We start from the raw sequence: 16749 nt of genomic DNA, 5'->3' as shown, positions 1-16749 counted from the left end.
AACCACACTTACACTTCATGAGAGGCCACCTTCTCCTGATGCGACAAATACTGGCGTACCCTGCTCTTCTTCGCGCCATACATCGCTTCATCCGCTTGCCGGATCATGTCCTCCAGATCTCCTGTACCGCTTGGAGCCACACAGTAGCCAATGCTCGCCCCAGCCGTCAGCCGATACCCCTGATACAAGTATCCTTCAGACAGACTCGCTTTGATCCGATCGGCCACTTTAACAACACGGCTCTCGTCGATATCCACGAGCAGCACCAGAAACTCATCGCCGCCAAGTCGGCATACCATATCCTGCTCGCGCACAATGCCGGTCAATCTTCCCGCAATGTCCTTCAGCAGCAAATCTCCGGCATCATGACCAAAGGTGTCATTCACTTCCTTGAAGTCATTCAAGTCAATAAACAGAATCGCAAGTGAAAACTTTCCCTTGTTAGCGTATTCTTCAAATCTCTTACTAAACAGCGTACGATTAGGCAAGCCTGTCAGCTCGTCATGGTAAGCAAGATGCTCAATCTTCTCTTCCATCTGCTTCCGGTCGGTAATATCAATCATGACGCCTTCCAACCGAACCATATGATTTAAATGGTTAAAGTAAGGCGTGCCGCGATTCTGCACCCATTTTACCGCACCATTGCTGCATACAATGCGATACTCGCTCACTGCGCTGCTGCGGCCAAGAATCATCTCCTGCTGGAACTTTTGATAAAGCTCCTCGTCCTCAGGATAGATCAGCTCATTCATCCGGTTAATATCATTTTGAAATGACTTCGCGGAGAAGCCCGTCAATTGCTCAAATCCCTCGGATACTTCCATCTGCATCGTACTTAGATCAAATGTCCAAATTCCGATGGAGACGCTGTCCAGAATCGTTCTCAACCGTTCTTCGCTTTGCCCTGTACGACGCCATAAGCTCTGTGTCAGCTTTGTATGAATAATAGAAAAGGCGGTAATAAATACACCGAAAGAAATTAAGTAGGATACTTCTCTTCCCTGAAAACCCGGAAAAAGCGTCTCTTGGTAAGCAAAGAAAAAATAGACCGAAGAAATGATAAACAAAATCCCAGATAGGAGTACTGCCCGGAAGTCATGGTAGAATAAGCTTAGAAGAGGAGCAAGGGCCATAAATATAAAATTTGGCAGATAAGGATCTCCCGCAATCAGAAAGTAGAAAAACACAAAGAAGAAGCATACGGTCAGCATCATCGTAAAGGTAGGCCAGCGCTTTTGCATGACCATAACGGTGAGGAGCGTCAGCAGAATCAATCCGACTAATGGATAAACCGGGGCCAGCTTTCCCTCTACAAGCAAGTTAATGATATTGGCGACCGTAAAAAATCCCCATAATATTTTTAGCATCAATATATTTTTTTGATGGATTAGTTCAGCTTCTTTATGCATTCACTTCACTCTTTCCTTGAATAGGCATAATGAACTACGTGTTAAATTATAGTATACCTGATCAGCATTTTTTTGCTAGACGATTCTTAAGAATTGGGTCTTGGATATGATAGTTATTTACCAACAGAATGATGAATAAGAGATGATCGAGGATCGAGCAAATATATAGCAACGCCCCATCCGTTTCGGCCTGGATGGGGCGTTATCTTATTAATTCTATGAGTGGTTCGGTCATTTGCCATTGATGCGCAGGTTCACGGAATGTACTGCTGTACAATTTGCACGATAGTGCCATCCTTCACGGTAATATGGAAAGGAAAATCCCGAACATCGATCCATTCGGCGTTCTCAAGAATGCTCTTGAACTGCTCCAACGTTACCTGCTCATCCCATTGGATATCCATATCCTCTATATCTCCCGTACGATCATAAATCTGCATAAGAATTTTGGCATTCTCGGCGATCGGATAGCTCATCAGCTCATGATCCTCATTCACGATGTAATAACCGTCCGGAGGGCCATCGATTCCTGCATCCGGCTCATGCTTCAGAAAGGCCTGCTCGGCAGCCTCCCCTTCGTACCACTGGATTTCATCCACGGTCAGCTCATTTTTTCCATCCGCTAGAGAGTTCAATTGTTCAATATATACGACCTTGGTATCAGGCGTCTGCTCTACGGGGATATATCCCGGCTCCGCAGCCCCCGAACTGGACGTACTAAACGAAGACATAACAACTATAAGGACTAAAGGGATCAATACGGCCAACCATTTTCTCATCATTGTGTGCTCCCGCCTTTCAGGTCTTCGAGATGAAATTCCATCTATCTATAAGTATAAAGACTTATAAGCCTATACCCTTCTATAACCATTTTCAGTTCATTTAAACTTAAAATAAATGATTTCATCTTAATTATATGTTTTGGCGGCAGCAAAAGGGTCTCAATTATGTTAAAAGGGGTGACAATATTTTTTTATTTATTAAGAAAAATGTCTATCGACGTACTTTCTAGGTAAACAGACAGACCGCATTTAGAGGCAGCATTACCCCTATCCCCGATAAAGCTATGCCTTAGTGTGCTGGGAAAAACGTCAATTGAACAATGAAGATTACTCCAAAAATATAAAGCAGCGGGTGTACCTCCCTGCCCTTCCCGCTGACGAGCTTCATCACCGGATAAGTAATGAAGCCGACCGCTATTCCTGTGGCGATGCTTGCGGTGAGCGGCATCATGAGCAGGATGGCAAAAGCCGGGAAGGCCTCGTCGAATTTTTTCCATTGAATTCTCGCCAGCCCTTCCATCATAAAGCAGCCAACGATAATGAGTGCCGGAGCTGTAATCGCCGGAAGTGAGGAAATCGCCCCGACCAGCGGCGAAATGAACATGGACAAAATCATCAGTCCAGCCACGACGAGAGAGGTTAAGCCCGTTCGTCCCCCTGCGGCTACGCCTGTCGTCGATTCGATGTAAGCCGTCGTGGGGCTCGTTCCAAACAGCGAACCTACCGTCGTTGCAGTAGCATCGGCCAGAAGCGCCGACTTGACCCGCGGAAATTCGCCGTTCTTCATCGCCCCCGTCTGCTCGGCTACCCCAATCAGCGTGCCGGTCGTATCAAAGAGCGTAACGAGCAAAAAGGCAAATACCGTTACGTACAGCCCCTGGCTGAACACGCCGGGCACATCCATATCGAAAAACACAGGGGCCGGCGGAGCGGATACAATGCCGTCGAAAGATAGCTGGCCCGTAAAATAGCCAACCAGTGCAGTGAGAGCCATCCCGATGAACAGTGCTCCAGTAATTCGCCGCGCCAATAAAATCAATGTCACGAACAGACCGAAGATCGTCAGCAGCGTAACGGATCGGTGTAAATCGCCGAAGGTCACCAAATTATCCGGATTCGCTACAACGATGCCGGACATCCGCAATCCAAGAAAAGCAATAAACAGGCCTATTCCGGCCGTAATTCCGAATTTGAGCGAATCGGGAATGGCGCGAATCAGCGCCTCCCGCAGCGGTGTCAGACTGAGCAATAAGAACAAAATACCGGCAAGAAAGACGGTTCCGAGTACCGTCTGATAAGTTAAACCGGTCGAAGCGACTACGCTCGTAAAGTAAGCATTAAGTCCCATGCCCGGCGCGATCGCTATCGGATGCTTGGCAAACAACGCCATAAAGAGAGTACCGACAACCGCCGAAATCACGGTGGCCATAAAAACCTGCTCAAACGGAATCCCTGCCGCAGAGAGGATCGCCGGATTAACTACTAAAATATACGCCATAGCTAAAAAGGTCGTAATGCCGGCCAGCACCTCGGTCTTCACATTCGTCCCGTGCTCCTCCAGCTTGAAATACTTATTCAGAACCTGGTTCATATAAATGATTATTCTCCCTTCCTGTTAAAACGCCTTATCCATAGTATTAACCAATTCGAACATCCCTTATTTTCCTGCGAACTCACATGCTCGTCAAGCCTTCCGATCACTCCTTCAACAAATTGTTCTCCAATTCACAAATTATATAGTATAATTTCATAGATCTGTTTTATAGGTCGTTCGATCTAGGTACACACAAGATACAGTCATTCATCACAACAACAAAGTTAATCAAAAGGAGCCCAATTATGATGACAAGCAGCGGTAAACAGCAAAAAATTGCCCTCATTACGGGTGGAAGCCGGGGGATTGGCAAAGCGATCACACTGGAGCTAGCTAAATCAGGCATCCATGTCATGATTAATTATTATGGCGATGACAAGGAAGCAGCCGACGTCAAAAGGCAGGCGGAATCCCACGGAGTCCGCGCGGAAGTGTTCCATGCCGACGTCAGCGACTCGTACCAAGTCAAGGATATGTTCGCGGCGATGGACGAGCAGTTCGGCAGACTAGATATCCTGGTGAACAATGCAGGAATTGCCCAGGCTGTAAAAATCACCGAGATGACCGACGAGCAGTGGGATCGGATGCTAAAAATTCACCTTTATGGCGCATTCTATACTTCACGCGAGGCAGCGACACGCATGCTGGCCCAAAAGGCAGGCAAAATCATTAATGTCACTTCCGATTTAGCCAGTCAAGGCGGAGCGGAGCTGGCTCATTATTCCGCAGCCAAAGGCGGCGTTACTTCCCTGACCAAATCATTGGCAAGGGAGCTTGCTCCTTATGTGCTCGTGAACGCGGTCGCTCCGGGCGGAACCTTCTCTGACGTTCGTTCTTCGCTGGAGGAAGGCGAGCACAAAAAAGATTCACGACATTTGCTCGGCCGATTAGCGTTCCCTCAGGAAATCGCCAGATCCGTCATGTTCCTCGCTTCGGACGACGCTAATATTTACACGGGCCAAGTGCTTGGAGCTAACGGCGGCAGCGTGATGAACGGTTGATGGATTGAACTCAAAAAGTCGAGCAAAGGCAGCATCATACCGTTGCTCGACTTTTTATAGTCTGTAAAAATGAACAAGAAATGTACTAAGCGTAAACTCTTACTTCAATGACTTCCGCATAAGCTGATCCGTTCGTTGAATCCACGATTAGTTTGATCGAAGAAGCGTAAATACTCTGATCCAGCCGATGAACAGTCTTTCTCCGGTGGTTATCCTGACCCGCCGCAAGTACGATCCACTTCCCATCAACGTACGCTTCAATCCGATAATCCTTTACCAGTTCAGGTATGATCTCAAACGGAGTACGATGGCGATGAAGATTGATCAGATCCTCGTTCACATTATCATTAAAAACAAGATGTATTTCCCGAATTTCCTTTACTTCATCCCATGACAACTGAACCCATTCCGCCTGCTTATCCTTCATCGGCTCGGATAGCCACATATGCGGGCCGCCGTACGGCCTTAGATAGCCGTCAATGATATGTTCCGGATCATAGCATCCGCTTGGAAATAACGCCCGGAAGCAGAATGCGCGACGCACGAGATTTCGCATGCTCCATTCGATGACCGGCTGGCTGTCGTCATGATCCTCCAAATCCTTGGATACGTGTGCGGGAGCCCCCCGCTCAAAGGCCAGAATACCACTAATCGAAGCATTTGACATATGCAGGCGGATAGCCTCATTATGCCTTAATATGATGAAAGCATTTTGCGGCTCGGACGGATTCCAATCCAGCATAACTGGGATCCATTGTTCCCCCCCCTGCTCTACAGTTACCATCGTTTCATACTCCAGCTTAACAGGTACATAATTTTCCGCTCGCCCCGTGCTCCATACTTCAACCTTCAGCTCAGTCTTTGTTGCTGCATCGACCAGCCACTGTATAATGCCCATACCGGTTTGAACCGGCATAATCATGCCGACATCCCGAACTAAATGATATGCTGCAAGCTCCCCGGCAGGTTCGACCCTAAGCTGTGATAAGGCAGACGATGCGGTTACTTTCGCCTCTCTTGCTATGTCCTCCGGATCTTTGTTCTGCAAGCCGAGTACCGCGGCATCCTGCTTAAGCAACGTTTGCTGCAGCAGCTCGATATGATTCTGCGATAGCTCTCTTGGAGATATGTCATGCTCTACACATAAGGCGGCCCCCGTTCCCGCCGCTTCTCCCATCAGAGCGCAGGTCGCCATGACTCGAGTAGTTCCAAAGGCGACATGAGTAGCGCTAATATTTCTTCCGGCAAATAGCAGATTAGCCACGTTAACTGAATATAAGGAACGGAAAGGAATATGGTAGTTGCCATCGGCATGCGTATGCTTCGAGCCGCTCTCAGTAGCATACATGCCTTGCGGTGGATGAAGATCAATCGACCACCCTCCATAGGCTACACGATCATGAAAAAGCCTCTGGGAAAGAATATCGTTCTGTGTCAGTACATAATCGCCAACAAATCTACGGTATTCCCGCTTGCCAGGAACCCCACCTACCCATTCCAGGGTCATGTTATCTGCATCAAATTGACCAGAGTTTTTGATATAATCCCAAATACCGTAAATAACAGAGGACAGCTCGTCCCGAATCTTTTCATTATCATGAACCGTATCATGCTCCCCGCCCCATTCAATCCACCAGTAGTGACATCCGGAATCCCCGCTCCGTATGACACGCTTTAGCGGGATTGGCGTCTTCGTAATATCCTTGGCAAATGCAGGAGGGATAAACTTAACAGGATGACCCACATCCTTTGTATAAAACAGCAGTGTGCTGCCGAGTGTGACATCATCAGCAATTTCCGGCGCCCACTCCTCATTGTACTCATCTCTGGCTTCCCGTCCCAGCCGGTACTGTGCTCCGGCCAGAAAGCCGATCAGCCCGTCGCCTGAGCAGTCCAGATATACCGGGCTTTCAAAGCGAATCCGCCGCTCCGAACCCTGCATCCAGCCCGTGACAGAACGGATCATCCGATTCTCTTCCTTCCCGTCCGCTTCAACCTCATGAACATCTGTATTTAAATAAAGTGCGATATTGGGCTCTGCCTTAACCTTCTCCAATACAACCAGATCCCAAATGTACGGGTTGCCGTCGGGATTACGGTACTGATTTTCAAGAAACAGCTCGCCCATAATACCCGTTTCCCGTGCGTATCGGTTGATCCCGTGAGCAGTTGCTCCGCATACCCACACTCGAACCTCACTGCTGGAATTACCTCCAAGTACCGGACGGTTCTGAACAAGCGCTACCTTCCTTCCGAGCCTTGCTGCCGCAATGGCAGCACATACCCCAGCAAGCCCTCCGCCAACAACCGTAATATCACTTTGTATCGATTCGTATCTCATGAATAGTCTCCTTTCTCCTCTCTTCTTTGGCTATCCTTTGACCGCCGCACTGGATACGCCCTGAATAATATATTTCTGTCCGATCAGGAAGACGATGATCATCGGAATAATACCAGCGGTAGCCGCAGCCATCATACCGTTATAATCCACGTTGTTCTCAAGAATAAAGTTCTGTAAGCCTAACGGAACGGTATACAAATTTTGGTTGATCAGAAACACGAGCGCATTCTCGTAATCGTTCCAATGCCAGGAAAAATCGATAATCGCCAGCGTGGCTAGAGCCGGCTTGGCCAGCGGGAGAATCAAACGGAAAAATATTCGAAAATGTCCAGCGCCATCAATAAAGGCAGCCTCTGAAATTTCCGCTGGTACGGACATGAAAAACTGTCTCATCATGAACACTCCGAAGATGGTAAACATGCCAGGAAGAATGAGTGCCCAATGCGTGTTATATATGCCTGCCCACTCAAACATGATAAATTTCGGAACGAATAACACCTGCGGCGGCACCATCATCATGGACAGGTACACCAAGAACATTGCGTTACGTCCCTTGAACTCGATCCGCGAGAATCCATAGGCGGCCAAAGATGACAGCAACACCGCTCCAATGACACTGATGGATGATATTTTCAAAGAGTTTAAATAATACTGTGCGAAGCTATCTTTGCCTGACCATACTTTGACATGGTGCTCCCAATTTAAAGTAGAAGGAACCCACTCGACTGGATATTTAAATACATCCGCCGGCGATTTAAATGAAGTGCTGATCATCCATATAAAGGGAACTACCATCACTACCCCGAAGAATAGCATGATGAACGTCAGGATAAGTTTGCGAATATTTATTTGTGTCATCTGCCAATCCTCCCCTCTAGTAATGAACCCAGCGCTTCTGACCGATCCATTGCAGAACGGTGAACACCATAATAATCAAGAATAATGCCCAGGAGATAGCTGATGCATAACCCATCTCGTAGTAACGGAATGCGTTCTGATAAATATACAGCGACATCACCGTCGTACTGTTGCCAGGGCCCCCCTGCGTGATGGCCTGAATAATCCCAAATTGCTTAATCGTCATAATTAATCCAGTAATAAGCAGCAAGAAGGTTGTAGGGCTAACGAGCGGCCAAATGACACTGCGAACTGTCTGCCATGTCCGGGCCCCATCGATCTTCGCGGCCTCCAGCAGTTCTCCCGAAATTTCCTGCAATGCAGCCAAATAAATAATCATGTTATAGCCAAGCATGAACCAGATCCAAATGATATCTATCGCATACATGGAAGAATCCATGGTGGACAACCAGCCCGGAGGATTCGCAATCCCGATAGCTCTTAGCATGCCATTAATCGGTCCATTGGTCGGCTGGAACAGCAGCATCCAGACGAAAGCGATCGCTACACCGCTAGTAATGTAAGGCATAAAATATAATGCCCTAAGCAGCTTCTTTAAGTGGACGGAGCGATTTAGCACTACCGCCACGACAAAAGCCAATCCGATGGAAATAGGAACCGCCAGCAGGAAGATCATCGTGTTTTTTAAGGCGACATAGAACACCTCATCTCCCAACATTCTTTGAATGTTCTCAAATCCAATAAAATTAGTGTTTGGATTCATAAACTTATAGTCCGTGAACATGAGATAAAAAGAATAAATGGCCGGTAAAATAAAGAACAGAAGCACCCCGAGCATATTGGGCCCGATAAACACATACCCCAGCAGTTGCTGCCGTTTCATCCAGGAACTTCTCATACGCAACACTCCCCAGTCTTGAATTACATGTTAAGCATAGCAGGCGGATCGAGGCCTTTTTAATGAACAAAACGACGAATCCCATACTACAAAAATACGCATTTTCGCTAGTGCTTGCGCAGGGGTGAACTGATTCGTTCTATACCCCGGTATGTTCATCCCCATTTCCAGGAAATTAGAGGGGATGTCCAATAAGTCCCTAAAATAAAAAGGTTGGAGGGAAAACGTAAAGTTTCCACTCCAACCTTTTTATGGCCAATGCTTTTGTAGGAAAGCAGCGAGGCGGATGCCTGCTATTTTCAGAGATTGTAGGTTAAGGCAACAAGCCCAAACTGCCCATGAACCTTGTCCAAGCCTCGCAGGGAAAACCTGCAAAACGATCGGTTCCCCTTTGGCCACACACGCCCTCTGCCTCGGGTTACCCCTAATGTGACCAATCAGGCTCCCTGCCGGGTTACCCCTGATGTGACCAATCACGCTCTCTGCCTCCCTTTTACGCCAAGCATAAATCGCGGATTTCACATTCTAAATGGATTTATAGTAGTTAGTTTCTGCTGCAAAGAAAGAAAAGTAGATTTAAATGGATTTCATGTCGTTAGAAGAAGGGAGATCGCTATCACAGGCTGAATGCTTGATTTTAGATGCATGAAATCCATCTAATCCCCCGAAACATTCGTTTAGAGCATAATTAGATACATGAATTCCATTTAGGGTTTGTGTTCGATAGATATGTTCGAGTTCGACAGCTTATATAAGATGAGCTAAAGAAGGGGATGCGGGCAAGGGAGAAATTGATTCCGGCAAAAATTATCCCGCAAAAACAGATAGCTTTCTAAAAGAAAGGGGCGTCCCTCAGTCATCTATGATGACTTCTGAGACAGCCCCCCCCCCAATTTTACTTTTGCTGGTTCAACCAATCATTATGACGCTTCATCATCGCCTGCACCGTCTGCTGCACAGTCTGGTTATCCAAGAAGAACTTCTCGTATTCCTGCGCGCGCATATCCACCATTTCCTGCGGGAAGCTCCGAACGAAAGTTGGCGTCTTGTCACTATACAGTACATACTCCAGTGATTCCTTATCATAAGTGTCCTCATGCTCGCCAAGCAGATTCGTAATAGCCGTTGTCTGATCTACCGCACTTGAAGCCGGTAGACGTCCGCCTGCCGCCATAGGTGCCATCCCTCCGTCAGCATACCACTTCAGAAATTCCCAGGCAGCCTCCTTGTTCTTGGAGTTGGCATTGATAGAGATCAAATCGCCCAGACCCCCGCGGCCTATAAAATCCTCCTCATCTGCAGACAATCTGGGTACAGGGGCAAAAGCTATTTTAAAATCACGCGGAAAATCCTTCATATTATTAGAGCTGCGAATCAGCCATTCTCCAATATTAATCATGGCCGATTCACCACCAAGGAACATGTTTTCGACCGGCATTTTGGACGTAAGCTGTTCGCCAAGCGGTGGCGTCGTCTTATCTTCCTTCATCATCGCATTCATCGTCTCGAGCCAAGTTGTGACGAGTGGATGATCTAGGTTCGAGCTCCCGTCCTCTTTGACATAGCCTTCTTTAACGAGCACGGAATCAATTGGATCTACAAATGGCTCAATGTGCTGCACAAGTCCGTATTGGAAGCCAGCTTCCTTCAGCGTCCTGGCATATTGTCTTGCCTCATCCCATGTCCATGTCTTTGGCACCTTAAGCCCCGTTTGCTCCAGCGCATCCTTGTTCAGAGCAAAGAAGAAAACATTTTTCTTGGTGGGCACACCGTAGTACTTGTCTCCAATTTTCCACTCCGCTGCATCGCTGCCCATTTTCTCATCAATGTTATAATCCGTAAATTCGCTCAAATCAAGGGCTACCCCGGCATTAACCCGTTTCTCTACTTGGGTCAGCGTATAATTGACAAACAAATCGACATCCTGACCTGTTGCCAGTGCCGTATCCAGCTTCAAATTCCCGTCGTCATCATTAACAAAGCGCACATATTCCACATGAATATCGGGGTGCTCTGCATTCCAAGCGTCTACCACCGCCTGCGGCCCCGTCTCCGGCGGCACGCCTCCCCACATCGTCAGCTTGATCGACTTCCCTGCGGACTCCTGTTTGGAACCGCTTGCAGCATTTGCCGGACTACCTTCTTTATTGCCTCCGCCGCATCCAGCGAGCAGTCCGAAGAGCATTGTCGCTGCAAGGAGTATGGACATTCTTTTTTTGTTTTTCAATGGAAGACCTCCCTATTTCGGTAATATAACTGATTCCCTCTCATCGTAGCAGGGATCGGGAGTGTTTTTTAATATACAAAACCATTCAGTTTACCAAACAAAATGATGCAAATCGCCAGACAGTAGAACAAATTTACTGCATAGATTTGTTAGACTGCGCAGACTTGTTAAGCTGCCTGTATTTACTGGGCGTATGTTGGGTCAGTCGCTTGAATATCTTGATAAAATAATTGTCATTCAGGAAACCAACCTGATGACCGATCTCATGCACCGGGAGTTCGGTATGAATCAAATAATGCTTCGCCTTCTCGACTCGAACTTGATGTAAGTAATGAATCAGCGTCTGTCCGGTCTTCTTCTTGAATAGTGCGCTGACGTAGTTCTCGCCCATCATGACATACTGTGACATAAATTTAACAGTAATATCCCGGTTATAATGCTGCTGGATATAATGCAATATTTTGAGCACTTCGGGATGTGAAGTAATTGCTTCAGGCTCCACGGTCTGAAGGACGATGGAAGTCATTTCCTCCTGTTTTCCAACCCCTTTGGAGCGTGTCATTACCTGTTGCTCCTCATCTTTGATTAGCTCCGAGCTAAGCTTGCGAAGCGTGTCACGAAGTGAATTCACGCTCATTGACAGCTTGAGAATATAATTGGAAGCCCCGTATTCCATCGCCTGCCGCATATACTCAAAATCACTCATGCAAGTAAGCATAATAAATTTCGAGCCGTATCCCTCTTCCCGCGTTCTTCTCAGCAATTCCACGCCATCCATTTCCGGCATCACGATATCAGCGAGTACGAGATCGGGTGGATCCAGCCGGATCATATCCAGCGCCTCTGCTCCGTTGCCGGCTTCCCCTGTTACCGTAAATCCAAGCTCCTCCCATGCAATAATTTCGCGGACGGATTCCCGGACGAACACTTCATCCTCTACAAGCAGCACCTTCCACATGAGCTGTTCTCCTCCTGCCGTTGGCTTTGTTGACTTGGTAAGCTAGCTTAAATAGTATGATGCTCCTTCCCTGGCTCTGACACGTATGGCGTAGATAACAAGAACGGAATCGTATAACGAATTAAGGTGCCCTCGTCGGAGGAAATGATCTCCATGGAGCCCTGCTCCTTAAAAAGTAACTTCAGTCTCTCCCGCACATTGCTTAAACCGATTCCCGGCCGTTTCCTGCCGATTGCTTGCCGCTGCAAACGTCTTGATTGATCCATGCCAATCCCATTGTCCTCGACTTCAACCGCCAATTTGTCATTGCCTATTCGATATATTCGAATTTCAATCCATCCTTGAGCCTCGAGGCCCCCAACACCATGCATAATAGAATTCTCAATCAGCGGCTGCAGACTGAGCTTAGGAACAAGAGCATACTGAATTTGTTCCTCATAATGATAAGTAACTTTAAATTGATAATTATGACGTATTTGCTGAATATGAACGTAAGCCTGAACGAGCTCCAGTTCATCCTTTAAATAAACCAGATCCTTCTCTGTGCTAAGACTAGCTTCAAGCAGCTTCCCGAGCGACAACGTCATATTCGTAATATCCTCGTTTTTCTCACGGATCGCAATCCATTTAATCGTATTCAAAGTATTCAGGAGAAAATGCGGATTCATCTGAGCTAGCAGCATCTGAAAATGAACCGCCTCCTTCTGCCGCTCCTCTGCTTTAAGCTGTCGGATCAATTCGTTCGTGTCATCGAGCATCGTATTAAAGGTTCGAGTCAGCTCTAAAATCTCTCCTCTAAATTTTTGTTCTGGCAGCCGAACTTTTAAATTTTTTCGGACAACCTCCCTCATCTTATTTTGTAAATGAGAGAGCGGACGCGTTATAGTCGAAGCAATGATGAAAGTCATCAGGATGAAAGCTCCCATCAGAACAAAGAAGGTCACAAAATATTGCCGTTTCAATTCCTCAATCTCGGTGAACAGAATACTGAGCGGAATTCGGTTCACAATATACCAGTCCAAGGATTCAACGTAAATATAATTAATCAGCGTATCTGAAGTCTTATCCGTAAAATATTCGCTATCCTCCTGACTAACAATCTGCTTCTTGATCGCTGCTGACAGAGAGCTGTCCTGTACGGACTGTGAAATATTTTCCCCCTGGCTCGTAATAAGGAAATATTCCTGTCGCAGTGTGGATTGCTTCAGCACGGACTGAAACCAAAACGAGTAGTCAATACTAATCCGGGCCATGCCATAGGGCTCGTTGTATCGATCCTTCATATACGCGTAAAGAGACAATAAATAGGGGCTCGTCGATACGTCCCGGAATACGTAATTGTCATCACTAGATACCCAGTGATAGGAAGCCGTCTCCATCCGCTCCAGATTAAAGCCGGAGTTATTTCTAAGCCTCTCGTAGTTTAGCGCCTCCTTAGGCGGGTAGGACGTATATACGCTATGATTGAAATCGAGAATTGTAAAATAAACCGAAGGATTATATAGAAAAAAACTGTTGTTCAGCGTCTTGAATTTTTCCTCCATCAATCTCTTGTTCTCAAGCCCTGGCCGAAGTTCAGGGTTTTGCAAAATGGATCGCACAGTAGAGTCCTGCTCCAGAAAGATCAGCGTTTTGAACGCGATGCTCATTTGATCCTCTAAAGTACGGTACATTTGCTCGAGTTGGGAGTGACTTTGCTGACTGATCTTTTTCTGAACTAAAGTTTCAATATTTTGATAGTTGTAAATATTTAGCGCGCAAAACGGCAAAAGGATCAGTATCACAAAGGCAGAAAACAGCCTGTACTTTAGGCTTTGCGGGATCAGGGTACGCCGTCGATTCACCATCTCGCGGGAAACCTCACTTTATATATCATCTGTCCTTCGATTATAGCACCAAGGCTTCTGCTATTAATGAGGTTAGTCTAAATTGCATCGATTTGTTGTATGTTAGAGGGGGAGAAAGGTGGACACTACGTAGATTTGTTCTATTGTGGCGGACAGACGTAGACTGATATGGAGCCTGCAGACAAAAAAACTCCCCTAAAAAAGAAGGTCCTCTCATCCGAAGCTTAAAAAGCTGCTTGCTGATGAGTTGACCTTTAATGTTATTTTATCCATTCAATCCGAACAGATATAAATTGCCATAACCAAGCAGCGACAATGCGATAGACCCGATGAGCCCCGCCCAGAAAGGCCTGATCCCCAGTCGGCGGAATACGGCAAGATCAACTCCAAGGCCGAGCCCAGCCATTGCTACGGCAATCAGCAAGTAAGCCGCTGCGACGATCATTCCTGTAGCACGCTCTGGAATAATTCCTAACGTATTTACTCCGCTCATCAATAGAAACCCGAGGATAAACCACGGAATCTGAATAGAACGTTTACGAGAAATTCGCGGCCCTGTCCGCTTCTTGCGATTCATCCACATTCCCAGCAATAACGACACAGGCACAAGCATCGCTACACGCGCCAGCTTGACGACAATGGCGATATCTTCAGCCTGGCTTCCAGCTGGTGCCGCCGCTGCGATAACATGGGCAATTTCGTGTAACGTAGCTCCCGCGAAAATTCCGTAGCTATGGGCGGACAGCCCGAATACCGGATACAGAAGGCTGTAAACTAAAGTAAACCCTGTCCCCAGGATGGCGACAACGGCTGCGCCAATGGCCGTCTCCTCGTCCTTGGCCTCCACTTGCGGCGCTATCGCAACTACTGCTGCGGCCCCGCAAATGGCGGTTCCACAAGCCGTGAGAACACCGAGCTTGCCGGGAATCTTAAACCATTTGGCCAAGCCGGCTACGACCGCAATCGTAAATGCAATATGGATAACGGCCATAGCAAGCACCTTTGGGCCTGCTTGAATAATGCTTTGTAAATTCAGCCTCATGCCGAGCATAATAATCCCGAGGCGAAGCAGCTTTTTACTGGAGAAGGAAATGCCGCCAACGATATGCTCTGGCACACCGATGGCAGCCCTCCAAATTAACCCAAGCATAATGGCAATCACGAGATGTCCCATTACGCTTAATAGCGGTAGATAAGACAAAAATTTAGCCGCTATGGCCAGCAGCACGGTTAATCCGATGCCCTGCACAAAACCGAAGCTCTGTCTCCGTTTGAACGGTGCAACCTTTGTCTGTGACTGTACAGTTTGTGCCATGAAGATCACTCCAAGATCGTATTTGTGGAATCCAGCGCTGGTTTATGTTAACTATAAATCCCGGCAGGCCAGATGTGAAATACGGATCTGCTATTTCGATCATAAGCAAAACTGATGATTAAAGTGTTATGATATATCAATTGAAATAAAATGAACTGACGCGGACAGATTGAGAGTCGTCTCGAAGAAGGCTACAATGAGATTATTGAAAGGGGAAGTGAATATGATCGTCGACACCCTACGTGTCTTTGTTACGGTTGCGGAACAACGTCATTTCTCAAAGGCCGCAGAACTTCTGAACATGTCCCAGCCTGGCGTAAGCCAGCACATCCGAAATATGGAGAACGAGCTCGGCACGAAATTAATGCTGCGTTCGCCCAAGCAAGTGAAGCTGACAGAGGAAGGAACAATATTATATCGTAAAGCCAAGCAAATTCTAGGTTTGTATGAGGAAGCCAAGGAGCAAATCCACCTACTGCATGAAGTGGTAACCGGCTCAATCCAGATCGGCGCTAGCTTTACGATTGGAGAATATATTTTGCCCCGGCTCCTTGCCAAATTTGCCGCGCAATATCCCGAGGTCGATCTGGAATTGACCATTGGCAATACGGAGGAGATTGTGGCGGGAATTCGTTCCAATGAGCTTGACCTAGCGCTCGTGGAGGGCAGTGTAGACGATCATCCGGATTTGATCATCACTCCATACATGCAGGATGAAATGATTGTTGTCGCTGCTCCGAAGCATCCCTTGGCTTCTGCTTCAGCATTAAATCCGGCTGATTTAACCGATCAAAATTGGATTATTCGCGAGAATGGCTCAGGCACCCGCGCGTTTAGCGATCATTTCCTGCAAGCGAACGGATTGACCGTCAAGCGTTCATATGTATTCAACAGCAGCCAAGGTGTCAAAGAGGCTGTGTCTGCGGGTTTGGGGATTGCCGTGCTTTCCCGCCTGGCCGTCCGCAAAGAGCTTGAGAACGGTGAACTCTGCGAACTTGCGGTTAGCGGGCCGGCTATGAAGCGGGAGCTGTCCGTTATACGCAACAGACAGGGCTCCCTCACCTTAGCGGCGGAAATGTTCCAGCGGAAGGTACAAGAGCAGCGGAAAGCAGCGGAAATGCCTCGCGATATGCTTGAGCTGCCCGATCCGCTTTAAGGCAATATGCCATACGCAGACCGAGCATCCATCCTCCTGTCCTACTCCTCGTTCTCCACATAGTGTTTGAGCATGGAGAGCTTGTTGTCCCAGAACTGCTCAAAGTAATTCAGCCAGTGCTGCAGCTCTTGCAGGGGATCCGGGTCTAGGCGATATCTCGTCTCTCGGCCTACCTTCCGTTCCCGGACAAGCCTAGCTGAGGACAGGACATGCAAATGCTTGGATACAGCGGTACGGCTCATGGGAAAATGCCCACTGATTTCTTTAACAGGCATTTCCCCCCTGCTAAGCAAATTCAGCAATTGCCGGCGGGTCGGATCAGCTATGGCTTGGAACACGTCATACTTCGGGGCTGCAGACATC

General features: G+C 47.4%; 13 protein-coding genes. 2 read left to right on the top strand and 11 right to left on the bottom strand.

Annotation, left to right across the window (positions count from 1 at the left end; translation table 11 throughout):
- Positions 1 to 8 precede the first annotated feature (8 nt).
- From ACE3MQ_RS11330 to ACE3MQ_RS11320, 3 genes are all read right to left on the bottom strand, one after another.
- On the bottom strand, positions 9 to 1409 hold the full coding sequence (locus ACE3MQ_RS11330) for a diguanylate cyclase (RefSeq protein ID WP_379392719.1): 1401 nt from the start codon (positions 1407 to 1409) through the stop codon (positions 9 to 11).
- Positions 1410 to 1663: 254 nt separating this feature from the next.
- Positions 1664 to 2191, bottom strand: a complete 528-nt coding sequence (locus ACE3MQ_RS11325; protein ID WP_379392718.1) for a hypothetical protein — start codon at positions 2189 to 2191, stop codon at positions 1664 to 1666.
- Positions 2192 to 2480: 289 nt separating this feature from the next.
- On the bottom strand, positions 2481 to 3782 hold the full coding sequence (locus ACE3MQ_RS11320) for an NCS2 family permease (protein WP_379392717.1): 1302 nt from the start codon (positions 3780 to 3782) through the stop codon (positions 2481 to 2483).
- A 248-nt stretch (positions 3783 to 4030) separates the two neighbouring features.
- Between ACE3MQ_RS11320 and ACE3MQ_RS11315 the strand changes: the two genes are divergently transcribed.
- Positions 4031 to 4786, top strand: a complete 756-nt coding sequence (locus ACE3MQ_RS11315; RefSeq protein WP_379392716.1) for an SDR family NAD(P)-dependent oxidoreductase — start codon at positions 4031 to 4033, stop codon at positions 4784 to 4786.
- Positions 4787 to 4871: 85 nt separating this feature from the next.
- On the opposite strand, the gene ACE3MQ_RS11310 is transcribed toward ACE3MQ_RS11315, so the two are convergent.
- From ACE3MQ_RS11310 to ACE3MQ_RS11280, 7 genes are all read right to left on the bottom strand, one after another.
- Positions 4872 to 7127: an FAD-dependent oxidoreductase gene (locus ACE3MQ_RS11310; protein ID WP_379392715.1), complete on the bottom strand. Its 2256-nt coding sequence runs from the start codon at positions 7125 to 7127 to the stop codon at positions 4872 to 4874.
- A 30-nt stretch (positions 7128 to 7157) separates the two neighbouring features.
- The gene (locus ACE3MQ_RS11305; protein ID WP_379392714.1) at positions 7158 to 7985 is read right to left on the bottom strand and encodes a carbohydrate ABC transporter permease; all 828 of its coding nucleotides are present in this window, start codon (positions 7983 to 7985) and stop codon (positions 7158 to 7160) included.
- 16 nt (positions 7986 to 8001) lie between these two features.
- On the bottom strand, positions 8002 to 8883 hold the full coding sequence (locus ACE3MQ_RS11300) for a carbohydrate ABC transporter permease (RefSeq protein WP_379392713.1): 882 nt from the start codon (positions 8881 to 8883) through the stop codon (positions 8002 to 8004).
- Between the two features lie 895 nt (positions 8884 to 9778).
- Complete coding sequence (locus tag ACE3MQ_RS11295) at positions 9779 to 11110, bottom strand: ABC transporter substrate-binding protein (RefSeq protein WP_379392712.1); 1332 nt, start codon at positions 11108 to 11110, stop codon at positions 9779 to 9781.
- 133 nt (positions 11111 to 11243) lie between these two features.
- Positions 11244 to 12068: a response regulator gene (locus ACE3MQ_RS11290; protein WP_379392711.1), complete on the bottom strand. Its 825-nt coding sequence runs from the start codon at positions 12066 to 12068 to the stop codon at positions 11244 to 11246.
- Positions 12069 to 12115: 47 nt separating this feature from the next.
- A complete protein-coding gene (locus ACE3MQ_RS11285; protein WP_379392710.1) occupies positions 12116 to 13717 on the bottom strand; it encodes a sensor histidine kinase in 1602 nt (533 codons plus the stop codon).
- Positions 13718 to 14180: 463 nt separating this feature from the next.
- Positions 14181 to 15230: a YeiH family protein gene (locus tag ACE3MQ_RS11280; RefSeq protein WP_379392709.1), complete on the bottom strand. Its 1050-nt coding sequence runs from the start codon at positions 15228 to 15230 to the stop codon at positions 14181 to 14183.
- Between the two features lie 223 nt (positions 15231 to 15453).
- Between ACE3MQ_RS11280 and ACE3MQ_RS11275 the strand changes: the two genes are divergently transcribed.
- Positions 15454 to 16386: a LysR family transcriptional regulator gene (locus tag ACE3MQ_RS11275; RefSeq protein WP_379393082.1), complete on the top strand. Its 933-nt coding sequence runs from the start codon at positions 15454 to 15456 to the stop codon at positions 16384 to 16386.
- Positions 16387 to 16427: 41 nt separating this feature from the next.
- Here the strand turns inward: ACE3MQ_RS11275 and ACE3MQ_RS11270 are convergent, their stop codons facing one another.
- Positions 16428 to 16748: an ArsR/SmtB family transcription factor gene (locus tag ACE3MQ_RS11270; RefSeq protein ID WP_379392708.1), complete on the bottom strand. Its 321-nt coding sequence runs from the start codon at positions 16746 to 16748 to the stop codon at positions 16428 to 16430.
- Position 16749: the final 1 nt, after the last annotated feature.

This window comes from Paenibacillus lentus (genome assembly GCF_042714055.1).
Taxonomy (GTDB): domain Bacteria; phylum Bacillota; class Bacilli; order Paenibacillales; family Paenibacillaceae; genus Fontibacillus; species Fontibacillus lentus_A.
The sequence above is the reverse complement of the archived record's forward strand: the minus strand, read 5'-3'. Positions and strand labels throughout refer to the sequence as shown.